The 14,167-nt window shown below is 70.0% G+C and carries 12 protein-coding genes and 1 tRNA gene; 2 read left to right on the forward strand and 11 right to left on the reverse strand.

Annotated elements, in window-relative coordinates; all coding sequences use genetic code 11:
* Window positions 1–50: 50 nt before the first annotated feature.
* Entirely contained in the window at window positions 51–728 is a 678-nt protein-coding gene (locus IAG44_RS24280) for a TetR/AcrR family transcriptional regulator (RefSeq protein WP_187749180.1), read from the reverse strand.
* The gene (locus IAG44_RS24285; RefSeq protein ID WP_187749181.1) at window positions 725–1,735 is read right to left on the reverse strand and encodes an acyl-CoA desaturase; all 1,011 of its coding nucleotides are present in this window, start codon (window positions 1,733–1,735) and stop codon (window positions 725–727) included. Before IAG44_RS24285 ends, IAG44_RS24280 begins: the two co-directional genes overlap by 4 nt.
* 308 nt (window positions 1,736–2,043) lie before the next feature.
* On the opposite strand from IAG44_RS24285, the gene ppc reads away from it, so the two are divergent.
* Entirely contained in the window at window positions 2,044–4,785 is a 2,742-nt protein-coding gene (ppc, locus tag IAG44_RS24290; protein WP_187749182.1) for a phosphoenolpyruvate carboxylase, read from the forward strand.
* Between the two features lie 390 nt (window positions 4,786–5,175).
* Here the strand turns inward: ppc and IAG44_RS24295 are convergent, their stop codons facing one another.
* From IAG44_RS24295 to IAG44_RS24325, 7 genes are all read right to left on the reverse strand, one after another.
* Entirely contained in the window at window positions 5,176–5,679 is a 504-nt protein-coding gene (locus tag IAG44_RS24295; protein WP_246562032.1) for a hypothetical protein, read from the reverse strand.
* Between the two features lie 101 nt (window positions 5,680–5,780).
* The gene (gene pth / locus IAG44_RS24300; RefSeq protein WP_187749184.1) at window positions 5,781–6,380 is read right to left on the reverse strand and encodes an aminoacyl-tRNA hydrolase; all 600 of its coding nucleotides are present in this window, start codon (window positions 6,378–6,380) and stop codon (window positions 5,781–5,783) included.
* Between the two features lie 88 nt (window positions 6,381–6,468).
* Window positions 6,469–7,056 carry a 50S ribosomal protein L25/general stress protein Ctc gene (locus IAG44_RS24305; protein ID WP_187749185.1) on the reverse strand — a complete coding sequence of 196 codons (588 nt, stop codon included), beginning with the start codon at window positions 7,054–7,056 and terminating at the stop codon, window positions 6,469–6,471.
* 198 nt (window positions 7,057–7,254) lie between these two features.
* Window positions 7,255–8,235: a ribose-phosphate diphosphokinase gene (locus tag IAG44_RS24310; protein ID WP_187749186.1), complete on the reverse strand. Its 981-nt coding sequence runs from the start codon at window positions 8,233–8,235 to the stop codon at window positions 7,255–7,257.
* A 134-nt stretch (window positions 8,236–8,369) separates the two neighbouring features.
* On the reverse strand, window positions 8,370–9,818 hold the full coding sequence (gene glmU, locus IAG44_RS24315) for a bifunctional UDP-N-acetylglucosamine diphosphorylase/glucosamine-1-phosphate N-acetyltransferase GlmU (RefSeq protein ID WP_187749187.1): 1,449 nt from the start codon (window positions 9,816–9,818) through the stop codon (window positions 8,370–8,372).
* Between the two features lie 116 nt (window positions 9,819–9,934).
* A tRNA-Gln gene (locus tag IAG44_RS24320) sits at window positions 9,935–10,006 on the reverse strand.
* 19 nt (window positions 10,007–10,025) lie between these two features.
* A complete protein-coding gene (locus tag IAG44_RS24325; protein WP_187749188.1) occupies window positions 10,026–10,889 on the reverse strand; it encodes a hypothetical protein in 864 nt (287 codons plus the stop codon).
* Between the two features lie 144 nt (window positions 10,890–11,033).
* Here IAG44_RS24325 and IAG44_RS24330 point away from each other — a divergent pair, with 144 nt between their 5' ends.
* A complete protein-coding gene (locus tag IAG44_RS24330) occupies window positions 11,034–12,371 on the forward strand; it encodes a sensor histidine kinase (protein ID WP_187749189.1) in 1,338 nt (445 codons plus the stop codon).
* 151 nt (window positions 12,372–12,522) lie between these two features.
* Here IAG44_RS24330 and IAG44_RS24335 read toward each other — a convergent pair whose 3' ends face one another.
* Window positions 12,523–13,023: an SUKH-3 domain-containing protein gene (locus IAG44_RS24335; protein WP_187749190.1), complete on the reverse strand. Its 501-nt coding sequence runs from the start codon at window positions 13,021–13,023 to the stop codon at window positions 12,523–12,525.
* A gap of 259 nt (window positions 13,024–13,282) precedes the next feature.
* Complete coding sequence (locus IAG44_RS24340) at window positions 13,283–13,915, reverse strand: YwqJ-related putative deaminase (protein WP_187749191.1); 633 nt, start codon at window positions 13,913–13,915, stop codon at window positions 13,283–13,285.
* Window positions 13,916–14,167 lie beyond the last annotated feature (252 nt).

The following is a 14,167-nucleotide window of genomic DNA, read 5'->3' on the forward strand; positions in this document are numbered from 1 at the left end:
GGCACAAGATTAACCCTCTGCTCCATAGGTCTCACTCTTTCGAGGGTTCGCTACGACTTCCGGCGCCCTATCAAGTGGGGTTTCGCCTCCATGCCGTCCAACCCGTGCCACGCGATGTTGACCAGGTGCGCGGCGACCTCGGCCTTCTTGGGGCGGCGGACGTCGAGCCACCACTGGCCGGTGAGGGCGACCATGCCGACGAGGGCCTGGGCGTAGAGGGGGGCGAGTTTGGGATCGAAGCCGCGGCTCTTGAACTCGCGGCCGAGGATGTCCTCGACCTGCGTCGCGATGTCCGAGATGAGGGACGCGAAGGAGCCGGTGGACTGGGGGATGGGGGAGTCGCGGACGAGGATGCGGAAGCCGTCCGTGTACTCCTCGATGTAGTCGAGGAGCGCGAACGCGGCCTGCTCGCAGAGTTCGCGGGGGTGCCCGGCGGTGAGGGAGCTGGTGACCATGTCCAGCAGACGCCGCATCTCACGGTCCACGACGACCGCGTACAACCCCTCCTTGCCCCCGAAGTGCTCGTACACGACCGGCTTGGAGACCCCGGCCTTCGCCGCGATCTCCTCCACCGACGTCGCCTCGAACCCCTTCGCGGCGAAGAGGGTCCGGCCGATCTCCAGGAGCTGCTGACGCCGCTCCGCACCGGTCATCCGGGTCCGGCGCGCGCGCCGGGGCTTCTCACTGCTCTCGGTGCTGCTGGGATCGATGGCCACAGCGTCCATCATGCCGCGTCGAGGCTCGCCTTCCGCCGTCGGGCGCCGCCCTCGTCCGTGTTGCGGCGGGAATCGATACGCGAGCGTGACGGCCAGCGCACGTCGTACGCCCACCCCAACGCCTCGAACCAGCGGATGAGCCGCGCCGACGAGTCGATCTGCCCGCGCTCGACACCGTGCCGCGCGGACGTCGGGTCGGCGTGGTGCAGGTTGTGCCAGGACTCCCCGCAGGAGAGGACCGCCAGCCACCACACGTTCCCGGAACGGTCACGGGACTTGAAGGGGCGCTTGCCGACGGCGTGACAGATCGAGTTGATCGACCAGGTGACGTGGTGCAGCAGACCGACACGGATCAGCGAACCCCAGAAGAACGCCGTGAACGCGCCCCACCAGGACATCGTCACCAGGCCGCCGACCAGCGGCGGGATCGCCAGCGAGAGGAACGCCCACACGATGAACGTCCGCGAGACCAGACGGATCGCCGGGTCCTTGATCAGGTCGGGCGCGTACTTGTCCTGCGGGGTCTGCTCCTCGTCGAACATCCAGCCGATGTGCGCCCACCACAGCCCCTTCAGCAGCGCGGGGACCGTCTCCCCGAACCGCCACGGCGAGTGCGGGTCACCCTCCGCGTCGGAGAACTTGTGGTGCTTGCGGTGATCGGCGACCCACCGCACCACCGGCCCCTCCACCGCCATCGACCCGGCGACCGCGAGCGCCACCCGCAGCGGACGCTTCGCCTTGAACGAACCGTGCGTGAAGTACCGGTGGAAACCGACCGTGATCCCGTGGCAGCCCAGGAAGTACATGACGACCAGGAGACCGAGGTCGAGCCAGCTCACCCCCCAGCCCCACGCCAGCGGCACCGCCGCGAGGATCGCGAGGAACGGAACGATGATGAAGAGGAGGAGCGTGATCTGCTCGATCGAACGCTTCTGCTCCCCGCCCAGCGTCGCGGACTGCGTCGGCGCGCTGGGCGTCGCCTCCGGCGCGTCGTCGATCACATCGGAGCTTGTGGCCATGGGGCGTCCCCTGTGGGGTCGAGGGTGTGGATCGGATACCTGGGGCCTGCCGGCCCTCGCCGAGGACGGTTTCCTACGGTTCCGTAACCTACGGCGTCGTAAGTATGGCAGTGCGCACCGGTGCGGCAAGAGCCCGACCGTCTGCGCGTGCCGTCGGACACCTATCCTTGGACTCGGTCGGACAGCGCGGTCCGCTCTGTTTCTTCCCTGATGTCCGGCCGGTATGCGACAGTCAGCCGCGTACCCGCCTGACCTCCGGGTTTCCTCCAGATGCCAGACGAGCTTCACCACTGCAAGGAGCCGCACCTGTGAGCAGTGCCGACGACCAGACCGCTCCCCAGGAGACCACCTCCGCCGAGCTGCGCGCCGACATCCGACGGCTGGGCGACCTCCTGGGCGAGACCCTCGTACGGCAGGAAGGTCCCGAACTCCTGGACCTGGTCGAGAAGGTCCGCCGCCTCACCCGGGAGGACGGCGAGGCCGCCGCCGAGCTGCTGCGCGGCACCGAACTGGAGACCGCCGCCAAGCTGGTGCGCGCCTTCTCCACCTACTTCCACCTCGCCAACGTCACCGAACAGGTCCACCGCGGCCGCGAGCTGCGCGCCCGCCGCGCCGCCGAGGGCGGCCTGCTGGCCCGCACCGCCGACCGCCTCAAGGACGCCGACCCCGAGCACGTCCGCGAGACGGTCCGGAACCTGAACGTCCGCCCCGTTTTCACCGCCCACCCGACCGAGGCCGCACGCCGGTCCGTCCTCAACAAGCTGCGGCGCATCGCCGCGCTCCTGGAGACACCGGTCATCGAGTCCGACCGCCGCAGGTACGACACCCGGCTGGCCGAGAACATCGACCTGGTGTGGCAGACCGACGAACTACGGGTCGTACGCCCCGAGCCCGCCGACGAGGCCCGCAACGCCGTCTACTACCTCGACGAACTGCACGCGAACGCCGTCGGCGACGTCCTCGAGGACCTGACCGCCGAACTGGAACGTGTCGGCGTCACCCTCCCGGACGACACCCGCCCCCTCACCTTCGGCACCTGGATCGGCGGCGACCGCGACGGCAACCCCAACGTCACCCCCCAGGTGACCTGGGACGTCCTCATCCTCCAGCACGAGCACGGCATCAACGACGCGCTGGAGACCATCGACGAACTGCGCGGCTTCCTCTCCAACTCCATCCGCTACACCGGTGCTACCCAAGAGCTACTGGACTCCCTCGCGCTCGACCTCGAACGCCTCCCGGAGATCAGCCCCCGCTACAAGCGCCTCAACGCCGAGGAGCCCTACCGGCTCAAGGCCACCTGCATCCGGCAGAAGCTGGAGAACACCAAGACGCGCCTCGCCCAGGGCATCCCGCACGCCGAGGGCCGCGACTACCTCGGCACCTCCGAGCTGCTGGCCGACCTCACCCTCATCCAGACGTCCCTGCGCCGGCACCGGGGCGGCCTCTTCGCCGACGGCCGCATGAACCGGACGATCCGCACGCTCGCCGCGTTCGGCCTCCAGCTCGCCACCATGGACGTCCGCGAGCACGCCGATGCCCACCACCACGCCCTCGGCCAGCTCTTCGACCGGCTCGGCGAGGAGTCCTGGCGCTACACCGACATGCCCCGCGAGTACCGGACGAAGCTCCTCGCGAAGGAGCTGCGCTCACGCCGCCCGCTGGCCGGCACGCCCGCGCCCGTCGACGCGGCCGGAGCCAAGACCCTCGGCGTGTTCGAGACGGTCAAGAAGGCCCTCGAAGTGTTCGGCCCCGAGGTCATCGAGTCGTACATCATCTCGATGTGCCAGGGCGCGGACGACGTCTTCGCGGCGGCCGTCCTCGCCCGCGAGGCCGGTCTGATCGACCTGCACGCCGGGTGGGCGAAGATCGGCATCGTGCCGCTCCTGGAGACGACGGACGAGCTGAAGGCGGCCGACACCATCCTGGAGGAGATGCTGTCCGACCCCTCCTACCGGCGGCTCGTGGCTCTCAGGGGTGACGTCCAGGAAGTCATGCTCGGGTACTCCGACTCGTCGAAGTTCGGGGGTATCACGACCTCGCAGTGGGAGATCCACCGGGCGCAGCGCCGACTGCGCGATGTAGCCCACAGGTACGGGGTACGGCTGCGGCTCTTCCACGGCCGCGGCGGCACCGTCGGCCGCGGGGGCGGTCCCTCGCACGACGCGATCCTCGCGCAGCCCTGGGGGACCCTGGAGGGCGAGATCAAGGTCACCGAACAGGGCGAGGTCATCTCCGACAAGTACCTCATCCCCTCGCTGGCCCGCGAGAACCTGGAACTGACCGTCGCCGCCACCCTCCAGGCGTCCGCCCTGCACACCGCCCCCCGCCAGTCCGACGACGCGCTCGCCCGCTGGGACGCCGCGATGGACGTCGTCTCCGACGCGGCGCACGCGGCCTACCGGGAGTTGGTGGAGGACCCGGACCTGCCGGCGTACTTCCTCGCCTCCACGCCGGTGGACCAGCTCGCCGACCTGCACCTCGGTTCCCGGCCCTCACGCCGGCCCGGCTCGGGAGTCTCGCTCGACGGCCTGCGCGCCATCCCGTGGGTGTTCGGCTGGACCCAGTCCCGGCAGATCGTCCCCGGCTGGTTCGGCGTCGGCTCCGGCCTCAAGGCGCTGCGGGAAGCGGGCCTGGACACCGTGCTCGTCGAGATGCACGAACAGTGGCACTTCTTCCGCAACTTCATCTCCAACGTCGAGATGACCCTCGCCAAGACCGACCTCCGCATCGCCGCCCACTACGTCGACACCCTCGTCCCCGACGACCTCAAGCACGTCTTCGACACCATCAAGGCCGAGCACGAACTCACCGTCGCCGAGGTCCTGCGCGTCACCGGCGAACACGAACTCCTCGACGCCACCCCCGTCCTGAAGCAGACCTTCACCATCCGCGACGCCTACCTCGACCCCATCTCCTACCTCCAGGTCGCCCTCCTCAAGCGCCAGCGGGACGCCGCCGCAGCAGGCGCCCCGGCCGACCCGGTCCTGTCCCGGGCCCTGCTCCTCACCGTCAACGGCGTGGCAGCGGGTTTGCGCAACACCGGCTGACACTCGGCGAGTTGAATGGGCGCTCCGGGCAACCGGGGCGCCCTTCGGCTTGGTCGGGGTGTTCCGCCGGACGGTGCGGATGGTGTGGGCGGGGCGGTCGGGGGAGTACGGGGTGCGGCGGACTCGGCGGGTGACGCGGACGTCATCGCTGCCCGGCCGGGCGGTGCGTGGCAGAGGGGTGCCGCGAGCCCGGCTGGGGCTTGCGGCGCGCGGGCGCTTCGCCCTCCGGCGGGACGCCGTGCCGGTCGGGGCCGGTTCAGGGGGCCGCTTCTCGGGCCTGGGCCCGGGTGGCGCGGACGATGCGGACGGGTTGGCCGGGGAACGCGGGGCGGGCTCGGTTGGCGGCGCGGGCGTCATCGTCGTCCGACATGGCCGCGCGCGGCCTCCGGGTCACACCGTCAGGAACGCCGCCGTCACCAGGGCCACGCCCGAACCCGCCATCAGCCAGGCCAGGCGGGACTTGCGGAGGCCGCCGGCGACGACGATCGAGGCGAGGAGGAGGGCGCCGCCGAGGGGGACCCAGGCGTAGAGGATGCCGGCGGGGCCGGAGCGGACGCCTGCGTCGGAGTCGGGTTTTATGACCACGGAGTAGGTCTGGCCGACCTTCAGGGCGATCGGCTCGGCGATCGTCAGGGATCTACGGGCGGTCGCTCCTGTCGACACCGGGGTGAAGGGGCCCGTGCATGATTCCTCGCCGCACTGTGTCACCACCACCGTCCCCTTTTCCCGGCCGCCGGGCAGCATCACATGCTGTGCCGTCCCCCAGGACGCCCAGACGCCCGCGATCAGGATCAGGAGGGCGACCAGTCCCATCGACGCGAGCCGTCCGGCACGCAGGGCGGCCGACGACGAACGACGGGGCGGGGCCGCCCGGCGACGACGGGAGGCTGGCATGGCGGGGATCATTGGCCATGCCCCCGCGGTCCGTCAATGTTGCCTGGTCAGGGACGGGCGCCGGAGGGGTAACTCCCTACGGGTAGCCCCCTGCGGGTAGCTCAGGAGTTGTACGTCTGCTGCGCCCGCTCCAGCCCCTCCGTCACCAGCGCCTCCACCGCGTCCGCCGCCCGGTCGACGAACCAGTCGAGCTCCTTGCGCTCGGTGGCCGAGAAGTCCTTGAGGACGAAATCGGCGACCTGCATACGGCCGGGCGGGCGGCCGATGCCGCAGCGGACCCGGTGGTAGGCGGGCCCCATGGACTTGGTCATGGACTTGAGGCCGTTGTGCCCGTTGTCCCCGCCGCCGAGCTTCAGACGCAGCGTGCCGTAGTCGATGTCCAGCTCGTCATGGACGGCGACGATGTTCGCGAGGGGCACCTTGTAGAAGTCCCGCAGCGCGTTGATCGGCCCGCCGGAGAGGTTCATGAACGACATGGGCTTGGCCAGGATCACCCGCCGGCCGGCCGGACCGGGCGCACCGAGCCGCCCCTCCAGCACCTGCGCCTGCGCCTTCCCGGCCCGCTTGAACCGCCCCCCCATCCGCTCGGCGAGAAGATCGGCCACCATGAAACCGACGTTGTGCCGGTTCATCGCGTACTCGGGCCCGGGATTGCCGAGCCCGACGATCAGCCAGGGCTCGGTGGACGTGGGGGTGGTCATGAGAGGAATCTCCTAGATACACGGCGAAGCCGCCGCCCCCGGAAGGGGAACGGCGGCTCGGAGCTTAACCGGCGTGGAAGCCGAAGGCTCAGGCCTCGGCAGCCTCGTCGCCCGCGGCCTCGGCGGCCTCCTCCGCCTGCGCGGCGAGGACCTGGAGGACGACAGCGTCCTCCTCGACGGCGAGGGAGACACCGGACGGCAGCGTGATGTCCTTGGCGAGGACGGAGGCACCGGCCTCAAGACCCTCGACGGAGACGGTGACGGCCTCGGGGATGTGCGTCGCCTCGGCCTCGACCGGCAGCGCGTTCAGCACGTGCTCCAGCAGGTTCCCACCGGCGGCCAGCTCACCCTCGGTGTGGACCGGGATCTCGACCGTGACCTTCTCGCCACGCTTGACCAGCAGCAGGTCGACGTGCTCCAGGAAGCCCTTGATCGCGTCACGCTGGACGGCCTTCGGGATCGCCAGCTCGTTGCCCTTGCCGTCGATGTCCAGGGAGATCAGGACGTTCGGCGTACGCAGCGCGAGCAGCAGCTCGTGGCCCGGCAGGGTCAGGTGCTGGGGCTCGGTGCCGTGCCCGTACAGGACGACCGGAACCTGGTTGTTGCGGCGGATCCGGCGGGCGGCGCCCTTGCCGAACTCGGTGCGGACCTCGGCGGCGAGCTTGACCTCGGACATGGGGATCAACTCCTCGTAGAACTCGGGTAACGAAGGACAGGTCACCCGGCCGAACATCGGCCTGCTACGAAGAGCGCGTCGATAACGGACCGCCCTATCCCATGAATGAGATACGGCCTCCCTCGCCGAGCAACTTTCGCAGTGTACTCGGGGAGACAGGCCGCACCCAAAACGATCAGCTCAGAGCGTGCAGAAACCTCACTGCTCGTCGAACAGGCTCGTCACCGAACCGTCCTCGAACACCTCACGCACCGCACTCGCGATGGTCGGCGCGATCGACAGCACCGTCAGCTTGTCCAGGCTCGCCGCCAGCTCACCCGGCGTCGGCAGCGTGTTCGTGAACACGAACTCGCTCACCCGCGAGTTCTTCAGCCGGTCCGCCGCGGGCCCCGACAGCACACCGTGCGTCGCCGTCACGATGACGTCCTCCGCACCGTGCGCGAACAGCGCGTCCGCCGCGGCACAGATCGTCCCACCGGTGTCGATCATGTCGTCCACCAGGACACACACCCGGCCCTTGACCTCACCCACGACCTCGTGGACGGTCACCTGGTTCGCGACGTCCTTGTCCCGGCGCTTGTGGACGATCGCCAGCGGCGCCCCGAGCCGGTCGCACCAGCGGTCGGCCACCCGCACCCGGCCCGCGTCCGGCGACACGACCGTCAGCTTGTTCTTGTCGACCTTCTCGCCCACGTAGTCCGCCAGCAGCGGCAGCGCGAAGAGGTGGTCCACCGGGCCGTCGAAGAAGCCCTGGATCTGGTCGGTGTGCAGATCCACCGTGAGGATCCGGTCCGCACCCGCCGTCTTCATCAGATCCGCGATCAGCCGCGCCGAGATCGGCTCACGACCGCGGTGCTTCTTGTCCTGGCGCGCATAGCCGTAGAACGGCACGATCACCGTGATCGACCGCGCCGACGCCCGCTTCAACGCGTCGATCATGATCAACTGCTCCATGATCCACTGGTTGATCGGAGCCGTGTGGCTCTGGATCACGAAGCAGTCGGCGCCACGCGCCGACTCCTCGTAGCGGACGTAGATCTCGCCGTTCGCGAAGTCGAAGGCCTTCGTCGGAACGACACCGACCCCCAGCTGGTGGGCGACCTCCTCGGCAAGCTCGGGGTGGGCGCGGCCGGAGAAGAACATCATCTTCTTCTCGCCGGTCGTCTTGTTCCCGGTCACAGCACTGTCTCCTCAGAGGTGTCTCAGCCGCGCGACTGTGTGACCTCACAACTGGGCGTGAGGGATCGTCTCAGCTGGTGGGTGCGGGTGTGCACTTATCACGGTACGCCCTGTTCGGCGCAGCCGTTTATCGGTCAGCTATCGCCTTCGCCCTGCCGGGACGCCGCCTCGGCCGCCTTCGCCGCCGCGCTCCCCGGACGCTTACGAGCCACCCAGCCCTCGATATTCCGCTGCTGGCCACGGGCCACGGCCAGCGAACCGGGCGGCACGTCCTTCGTGATCACCGAGCCGGCGGCGGTGTACGCGCCGTCCCCGACCGTGACCGGTGCCACAAACATGTTGTCCGAACCCGTCTTGCAGTGCGAGCCGACCACCGTGTGATGCTTGCTCTCACCGTCGTAGTTCACGAACACACTCGCGGCACCGATGTTGCTGAAATCACCGATCGTCGCGTCACCCACGTACGACAGGTGCGGCACCTTCGTGCCCTCGCCGATCGACGAGTTCTTCGTCTCCACGAACGTCCCGATCTTGCCCCGCGCACCCAGCCGGGTACCCGGACGCAGATACGCGAACGGACCGACGCTCGCCCCCTCACCGATCGTCGAGGAGACGGCAACGGTGTTGTCCACGCGCGCGCCCGCCCCGACCCGGGTGTCCGTCAGCCGGGTGTTCGGCCCGACCTCCGCGCCCTCGCCGATGTGCGTCGCCCCCTGAAGCTGCGTCCCCGGGTGGACGACGGCGTCCTGCCCGAACGTCACCGCCACGTCCACCCACGTCGTCGCCGGGTCGATCACCGTGACGCCGTCCAACATCGCCTGCGTGAGGAGGCGATCGTTCAGGATGCGGCGGGCCTCGCCGAGCTGGACGCGGTTGTTGATACCGGCGATCTCACGGTGGTCGTCCGCGACCGACGCGCCGACCCGGTGACCCGCCTCACGCAGGATCCCCAACACGTCCGTCAGGTACTCCTCGCCCTGACTGTTGTCCGTCCGCACCTTCTTCAACGCGTCCGCCAGCAACTGGCCGTCGAACGCGAACACACCCGAGTTGATCTCCCGGATCGCCCGCTGCTCCTCGGACGCGTCCTTGTGCTCCACGATCGCGGTGACGGCGTTCGTGCCGCCGTCCCTGACGATCCGTCCGTACCCCGTCGCGTCCGGCACCTCCGCCGTCAGCACCGTCACCGCGTTGCCGTCCGCGTGGTGTGTGGACGTCAGACCCGCGAGCGTCGCGCCGGTCAGCAGCGGGGTGTCCCCGCACACGACCACGACCGTCCCGTCGACCCCGCCGCCCAGCTCCTCCAACGCGATCCGCACCGCGTGGCCCGTGCCGTTCTGCCGCTCCTGCACGGCCGTGCGCACGTCCGCGTTCGTCTCCGCGAGGTGCGCGGTCACCTTCTCCCGCGCGTGACCCACCACCACGACCAGGTTCTCCGGGCTCAACTCCCCTGCCGCGGCCAGCACATGACCCACCAACGTGCGTCCGCACAACTCATGCAGGACCTTCGGTGTGGCCGACTTCATACGGGTGCCCTCACCCGCTGCGAGAACGACGACGGCTGCCGGGCGGATGGCGCTCACGGAGTTGCCCTTCGGCTTTGTGTGGGTGGGGACACCCGAAGGATACCGGGGCGTTTCTCGGAGGACATGAGAGCGGGTCCTGACCGGACTTTGCCGGTCAGGACCCGAACTTCGTGCTCCGCCGCCAGGACTCGAACCCGGACATAGGACACCAAAAGACCCAGTGCTGCCACTTACACCACGGCGGATGGCATATCGGTCAGGAGGCTAAAGGCCGCGCGACCGAACGCCTTCTACTATGCCGTACCACCAGCCCTCGATGCGACGGTACAACTCAGTTCCGCTGCGAACGTCGATGCGAAGGCAGCCGTGGTAGCCCTCGTCGATGTTCTTGCGGTTCGTGCTCGGGATGTGCTTCTTGAGGGTCGTCTTCAGGAATGTGGTCCGCTCGACGCCCACGTGGTCCGCCCAGAACTGCTCGGCGCGCGCTACGTCAGCGGTCTCGTGGATGTGGACCGCGAACCTGAGGTGTTCTGGTTCGACGGCCAGGAGTGCGAGCCAGTCCAGGAAGACCGTGATCATGTCGGGATCGCTGTTGATGAAGGTCACCCGCTCCCGACGCGCGTACGGCTTGCTCTTCGAGCCCTCGGCCCAGTAGAGCCCCGCGCCCAGGAGGAACAGCTCGCGGTCGGTGAGTTGGCCGACCTCCTGTGCTGCCGACTGCTTGGTGCGCTGCCGCTCCTCGTCCCGAAGTCGCAGTTTCGCCTCCCAGCCGCGTTTGGCGATCGCCGATGACTCTTCATGGGTTCGCTTCTTGTGTTCCGGCTTCGGCAGGTCCCGTACCCACAGGGATATCGAGCTCTTCGAGCAGCCCAGCTCCACCTGGATCTGGTCGTAGGTCCAGCCCTGGAGGCGGAGTTCGCGGGCCCTGGCCTTGAGGTCGTCCTTCGCGTTGGGGCGCTTGGTCCACTCCGGGGCGGGCTCGCCGTCGAGGAGGCGGTTGAGGAGGTCGTTGTTGTCGACGTGGAGACGGTCGCGGATCTGACGTCGGCTGAGCCCGGAGCGGCGTAGGGCCACGGCTTGGGTGCGCAGTCCCTCGAAGTCGGCGTATTTGCCGGGTGCATGTGCCATAGGCATAGCGTGCAGTTGGGGCCGTGGATTCGGGAGGGGAACAGGAATAGTTCACCTGTTCGAATGAGCGGGGCGAGGGCGTTGTCGGGTGTCCGTGCGGAAAGTTTCCGGAAAACGGGGTGGGGGCGCCCGTAGGCTGGAGGCATGACCAGGACGGGGGAAGAGGTGGCCGCGGGCCGGGGAGGGCCGTGGTGGTGGGAGCGGTGGCGGGGGGCGGCGCTGGATCTGGGGCTGGGGTTCGCCTCGGCGGTGGAGTGCGGTGTCGAGGGGACGAAGTTCGCCAGGGACGCGGGGATCCCGCTGTGGGCGGGCGTCGTGTTCGGCGTGCTCGCCGGAAGCGTGCTGGTGGTGCGGCACAAGTGGCCGATCGCCGTGGTGCTGGTGGCGATCGCGATCACGCCGGCGCAGATGGGTTTTCTGATGGGGTTGGTGGGGCTGTATACCTTGGCCGCCACCGAGCTGCCCCGGCGGATCATCGGCTCGCTGGCGGGGATGTCGCTGGTGGGGATGCTCGTCGTGACGTTCGTGCGGCTGAAGCAGGGCCCGGCCACGGGCGCGAATCTGAACGTGGGCGACTGGGCCGTCCCCGTCGTGTCGATCGCGGCTGCGCTGGGCGTGACCGCGCCGCCGGTGCTGCTGGGGCTGTACGTGGGGGCGCGGCGGCGGTTGATGGAGAGTCTGCGGGAGCGGGCGGACAGTCTGGAGCGGGAGTTGCAGTTGCTCGCGGAGCGGGCTGAGGAGCGGGCGGAGTGGGCGCGGGGTGAGGAGCGGACGCGGATCGCGCGGGAGATGCACGACGTGGTGGCGCACCGGGTGAGCCTGATGGTCGTCCACGCGGCGGCGCTCCAGGCGGTGGCGCGGAAGGATCCGGAGAAGGCGGTCCGCAACGCGGCGCTGGTCGGGGACATGGGGCGGCAGGCGTTGACAGAGTTGCGGGAGATGCTGGGGGTGCTGCGCAGCGGGGGTGAGCGGACGGGAGCGATGGGGGCGGCGGGAGTCACGGGAGCGGCCGGGGCGCCGCCGTTGGCCGCTGTCTCGGCTGCGGCTGCCGCTGCCGCGTCTCGTGCGGTGGAGGAGGGGGAGGGGCCGTGTCTGGCGGATGTCGAGGAGTTGGTGGGGCAGTCGGCGGCGGCCGGGATGGTTGTCGCGCTGTCGGTGGACGGGGAGGTGCGGACGTATCTCGCCGAGATCGAGCAGACGGCGTTCCGGGTGGTGCAGGAGGCGTTGACCAACGTGCACAAGCATGCGGCGGGGGCGAAGACGTACGTCCGGCTCGCGCATCGTGCGGAGGAGATCGCGATGCAGGTGGAGAACGAGCCGCCGCCGGAGGTGTTGTCGGCGGGGGCCGCGCGGTTGCCGTCCGGCGGGAACGGGCTGGTGGGGATGCGGGAGCGGGTCGTCGCGCTGGGCGGGGTGTTCGTGTCGGGGCCGACGGAGGCGGGCGGGTTCCGGGTGTCGGCGGTGATTCCGCTGCGGGGGTGAGGGTGGTGGGGCGCGGAGGGAGGGCGGTGGAGTGAGGGGGTGAGGGGTGTCGGGTCGATGGGGGGCTCCTTCGCCTGGTTTCCGCTTGTACCCCTTCATCGCTTCGGGCCCCTCGCCCGGTTCACGGCTCCGGCGAGTTTTTTTGGGCCGTTCAGGACGCCGTCGTCAGGCGGGTCGGGGTGGTGCCCGATATGAGGGCGGCGAGGGCCTGGTCGATGGTGGGGCCGAGGTACCAGTCGCCGGTGTGGTCGAGGGCATAGACGCGGCCGGTGGTGTCGATGGCGAGGAGGGAGTGGGTGGCGGGTTCGGCGCCGAGGGGGCTGAGGTCGGTGGAGAGGGCGCGGCCGAGGTCGGAGAGGGTGCGGGCCTGGTGGAGGCCGTGGAGGGGGTCGAGGTGGAAGACGGCGGGGGCGATCTGACGGCCGGGCCCGGTGGGTGTGATGTGCAGGCCGCCGAACTCGGCCCATGCCTCGACCGCGGCGGGGAAGACGGCGTGCCGGTGGCCGGCGGGGGACGTGTGTTCGCGGAGGGCGTCCGCCCAGAACTCGGCCTGTTTGATGTCCCAGCGGCCCGGCAGCCAGCCCGCAGAGCGCAGGGCGGCGTCGATGGGGACGGGGAAGCGGGTGGTGGAGGTGCGGTCGGTGTGGTGCATCTGCCGTTCGTTCGTCGAGGTCAGGGCGGTAGTGCGGGAGGCTCGGGGGTGTGGGGCGGGTGGGGCCGGGGTGATCCGTGGGCCAACGGATGGTGACGGGGTCTGATCTTTGTGACGCCGTCGTCCGGTGGTCGGTTCTGCGGCCGGTCCGTGTGCCTTTGTTCGGACGGCGCCCGCGCGCTCGCGTACGCGTGCGTGACGGTCCGCGTCCTCGGACCGGCGCTCGCCCTCACTGGCGCCCGCCTTCACCGTCGTCCGGCTACTCCTCGGACGTTTCGACCACCCGGATGCCGAAGTGGGAGGTGAGGGCGGTGCAGGCGCGGCAGGGGGGTGCGAAGGTGCCGTGGAGGGGGTCGCCGTCCTCGCGGATGTGGCGGGTGGTGAGTTTGGACTGCTTGAGCGCCTTGCGGGCCTCGCCGTTGGTCATGGGTTTGCGGGCGGCGCGGCGGCTGCGCGCGGCGTCGGCGGCGGCGATGTGGCGGGAGATGAGGAGCGCTTCGGCGCAGCGGCCGGTGAAGCGGTCGCGGCGGTCGCTGGGGAGCGTGTCGAGGAAGTCCTGGACGAGGTGGTGGAGCGGGGGCGGCTGGTCGCCGCGGGCGGCGGTGCCGGTGAGGGTGGCGCCGCGTACGGAGAGCGCGGCGGCGACGGTGGGGAGTATGCCGTCGCGGCGGTGGCGGAGCGCGGGCGCGTGGGGGGTGTCGGCGGACCAGCCGATGCGGGGGTCGCCGCCCGCGCGCGGGTCGGTGTTCGGGGGGTGGTCGCCGGGGGCGGTTCTGTGGGGTGGCGGGACCTGGGGCGTGTGGGGTGGTCTGTGGGCGCCGGGTGACGCTGGGTGAGCGGTGGCGTCGGCGGTGCGGTCCGTGCCGTGCGGTCCTGTCTGCGTCGCGTTCATGATCGTCTTTCCCTCCCCGGGCATCCCCCCGGAGGACACAGGGTGCCAAATGGCGTGGCCTGTGCGGAAGCTGGGGCGTGGCGACACGCCCGGGGCGGGCCGGGCTGTCACCAGAAGGTGACGGCTGGTCACCGTACTGGAGAGCCTGTGTCACATCCCCGGCCGGGCGCACGTCGTCTGGCACGCGCGCTCGCGGCGTTGCCGAACCGCCCACGTGGCTCCGCCACGCGGACGCTCCGGCGCCTTGCGATC

This window comes from Streptomyces roseirectus (genome assembly GCF_014489635.1).
GTDB lineage: Bacteria > Actinomycetota > Actinomycetes > Streptomycetales > Streptomycetaceae > Streptomyces > Streptomyces roseirectus.

Excerpts from the sequence above, each read along its gene's own strand:
- IAG44_RS24330 (WP_187749189.1), top strand. The coding sequence starts at position 11,034 with ATGACCAGGACGGGGGAAGAGGTGGCCGCGGGCCGGGGAGGGCCGTGG.
- IAG44_RS24305 (WP_187749185.1), bottom strand. The coding sequence starts at position 7,056 with ATGTCCGAGGTCAAGCTCGCCGCCGAGGTCCGCACCGAGTTCGGCAAG.
- IAG44_RS24325 (WP_187749188.1), bottom strand. The coding sequence starts at position 10,889 with ATGGCACATGCACCCGGCAAATACGCCGACTTCGAGGGACTGCGCACC.
- IAG44_RS24280 (WP_187749180.1), bottom strand. The coding sequence starts at position 728 with ATGATGGACGCTGTGGCCATCGATCCCAGCAGCACCGAGAGCAGTGAG.
- IAG44_RS24285 (WP_187749181.1), bottom strand. The coding sequence starts at position 1,735 with ATGGCCACAAGCTCCGATGTGATCGACGACGCGCCGGAGGCGACGCCC.
- IAG44_RS24335 (WP_187749190.1), bottom strand. The coding sequence starts at position 13,023 with ATGCACCACACCGACCGCACCTCCACCACCCGCTTCCCCGTCCCCATC.
- pth (WP_187749184.1), bottom strand. The coding sequence starts at position 6,380 with ATGACCACCCCCACGTCCACCGAGCCCTGGCTGATCGTCGGGCTCGGC.
- IAG44_RS24295 (WP_246562032.1), bottom strand. The coding sequence starts at position 5,679 with ATGCCAGCCTCCCGTCGTCGCCGGGCGGCCCCGCCCCGTCGTTCGTCG.
- IAG44_RS24340 (WP_187749191.1), bottom strand. The coding sequence starts at position 13,915 with ATGAACGCGACGCAGACAGGACCGCACGGCACGGACCGCACCGCCGAC.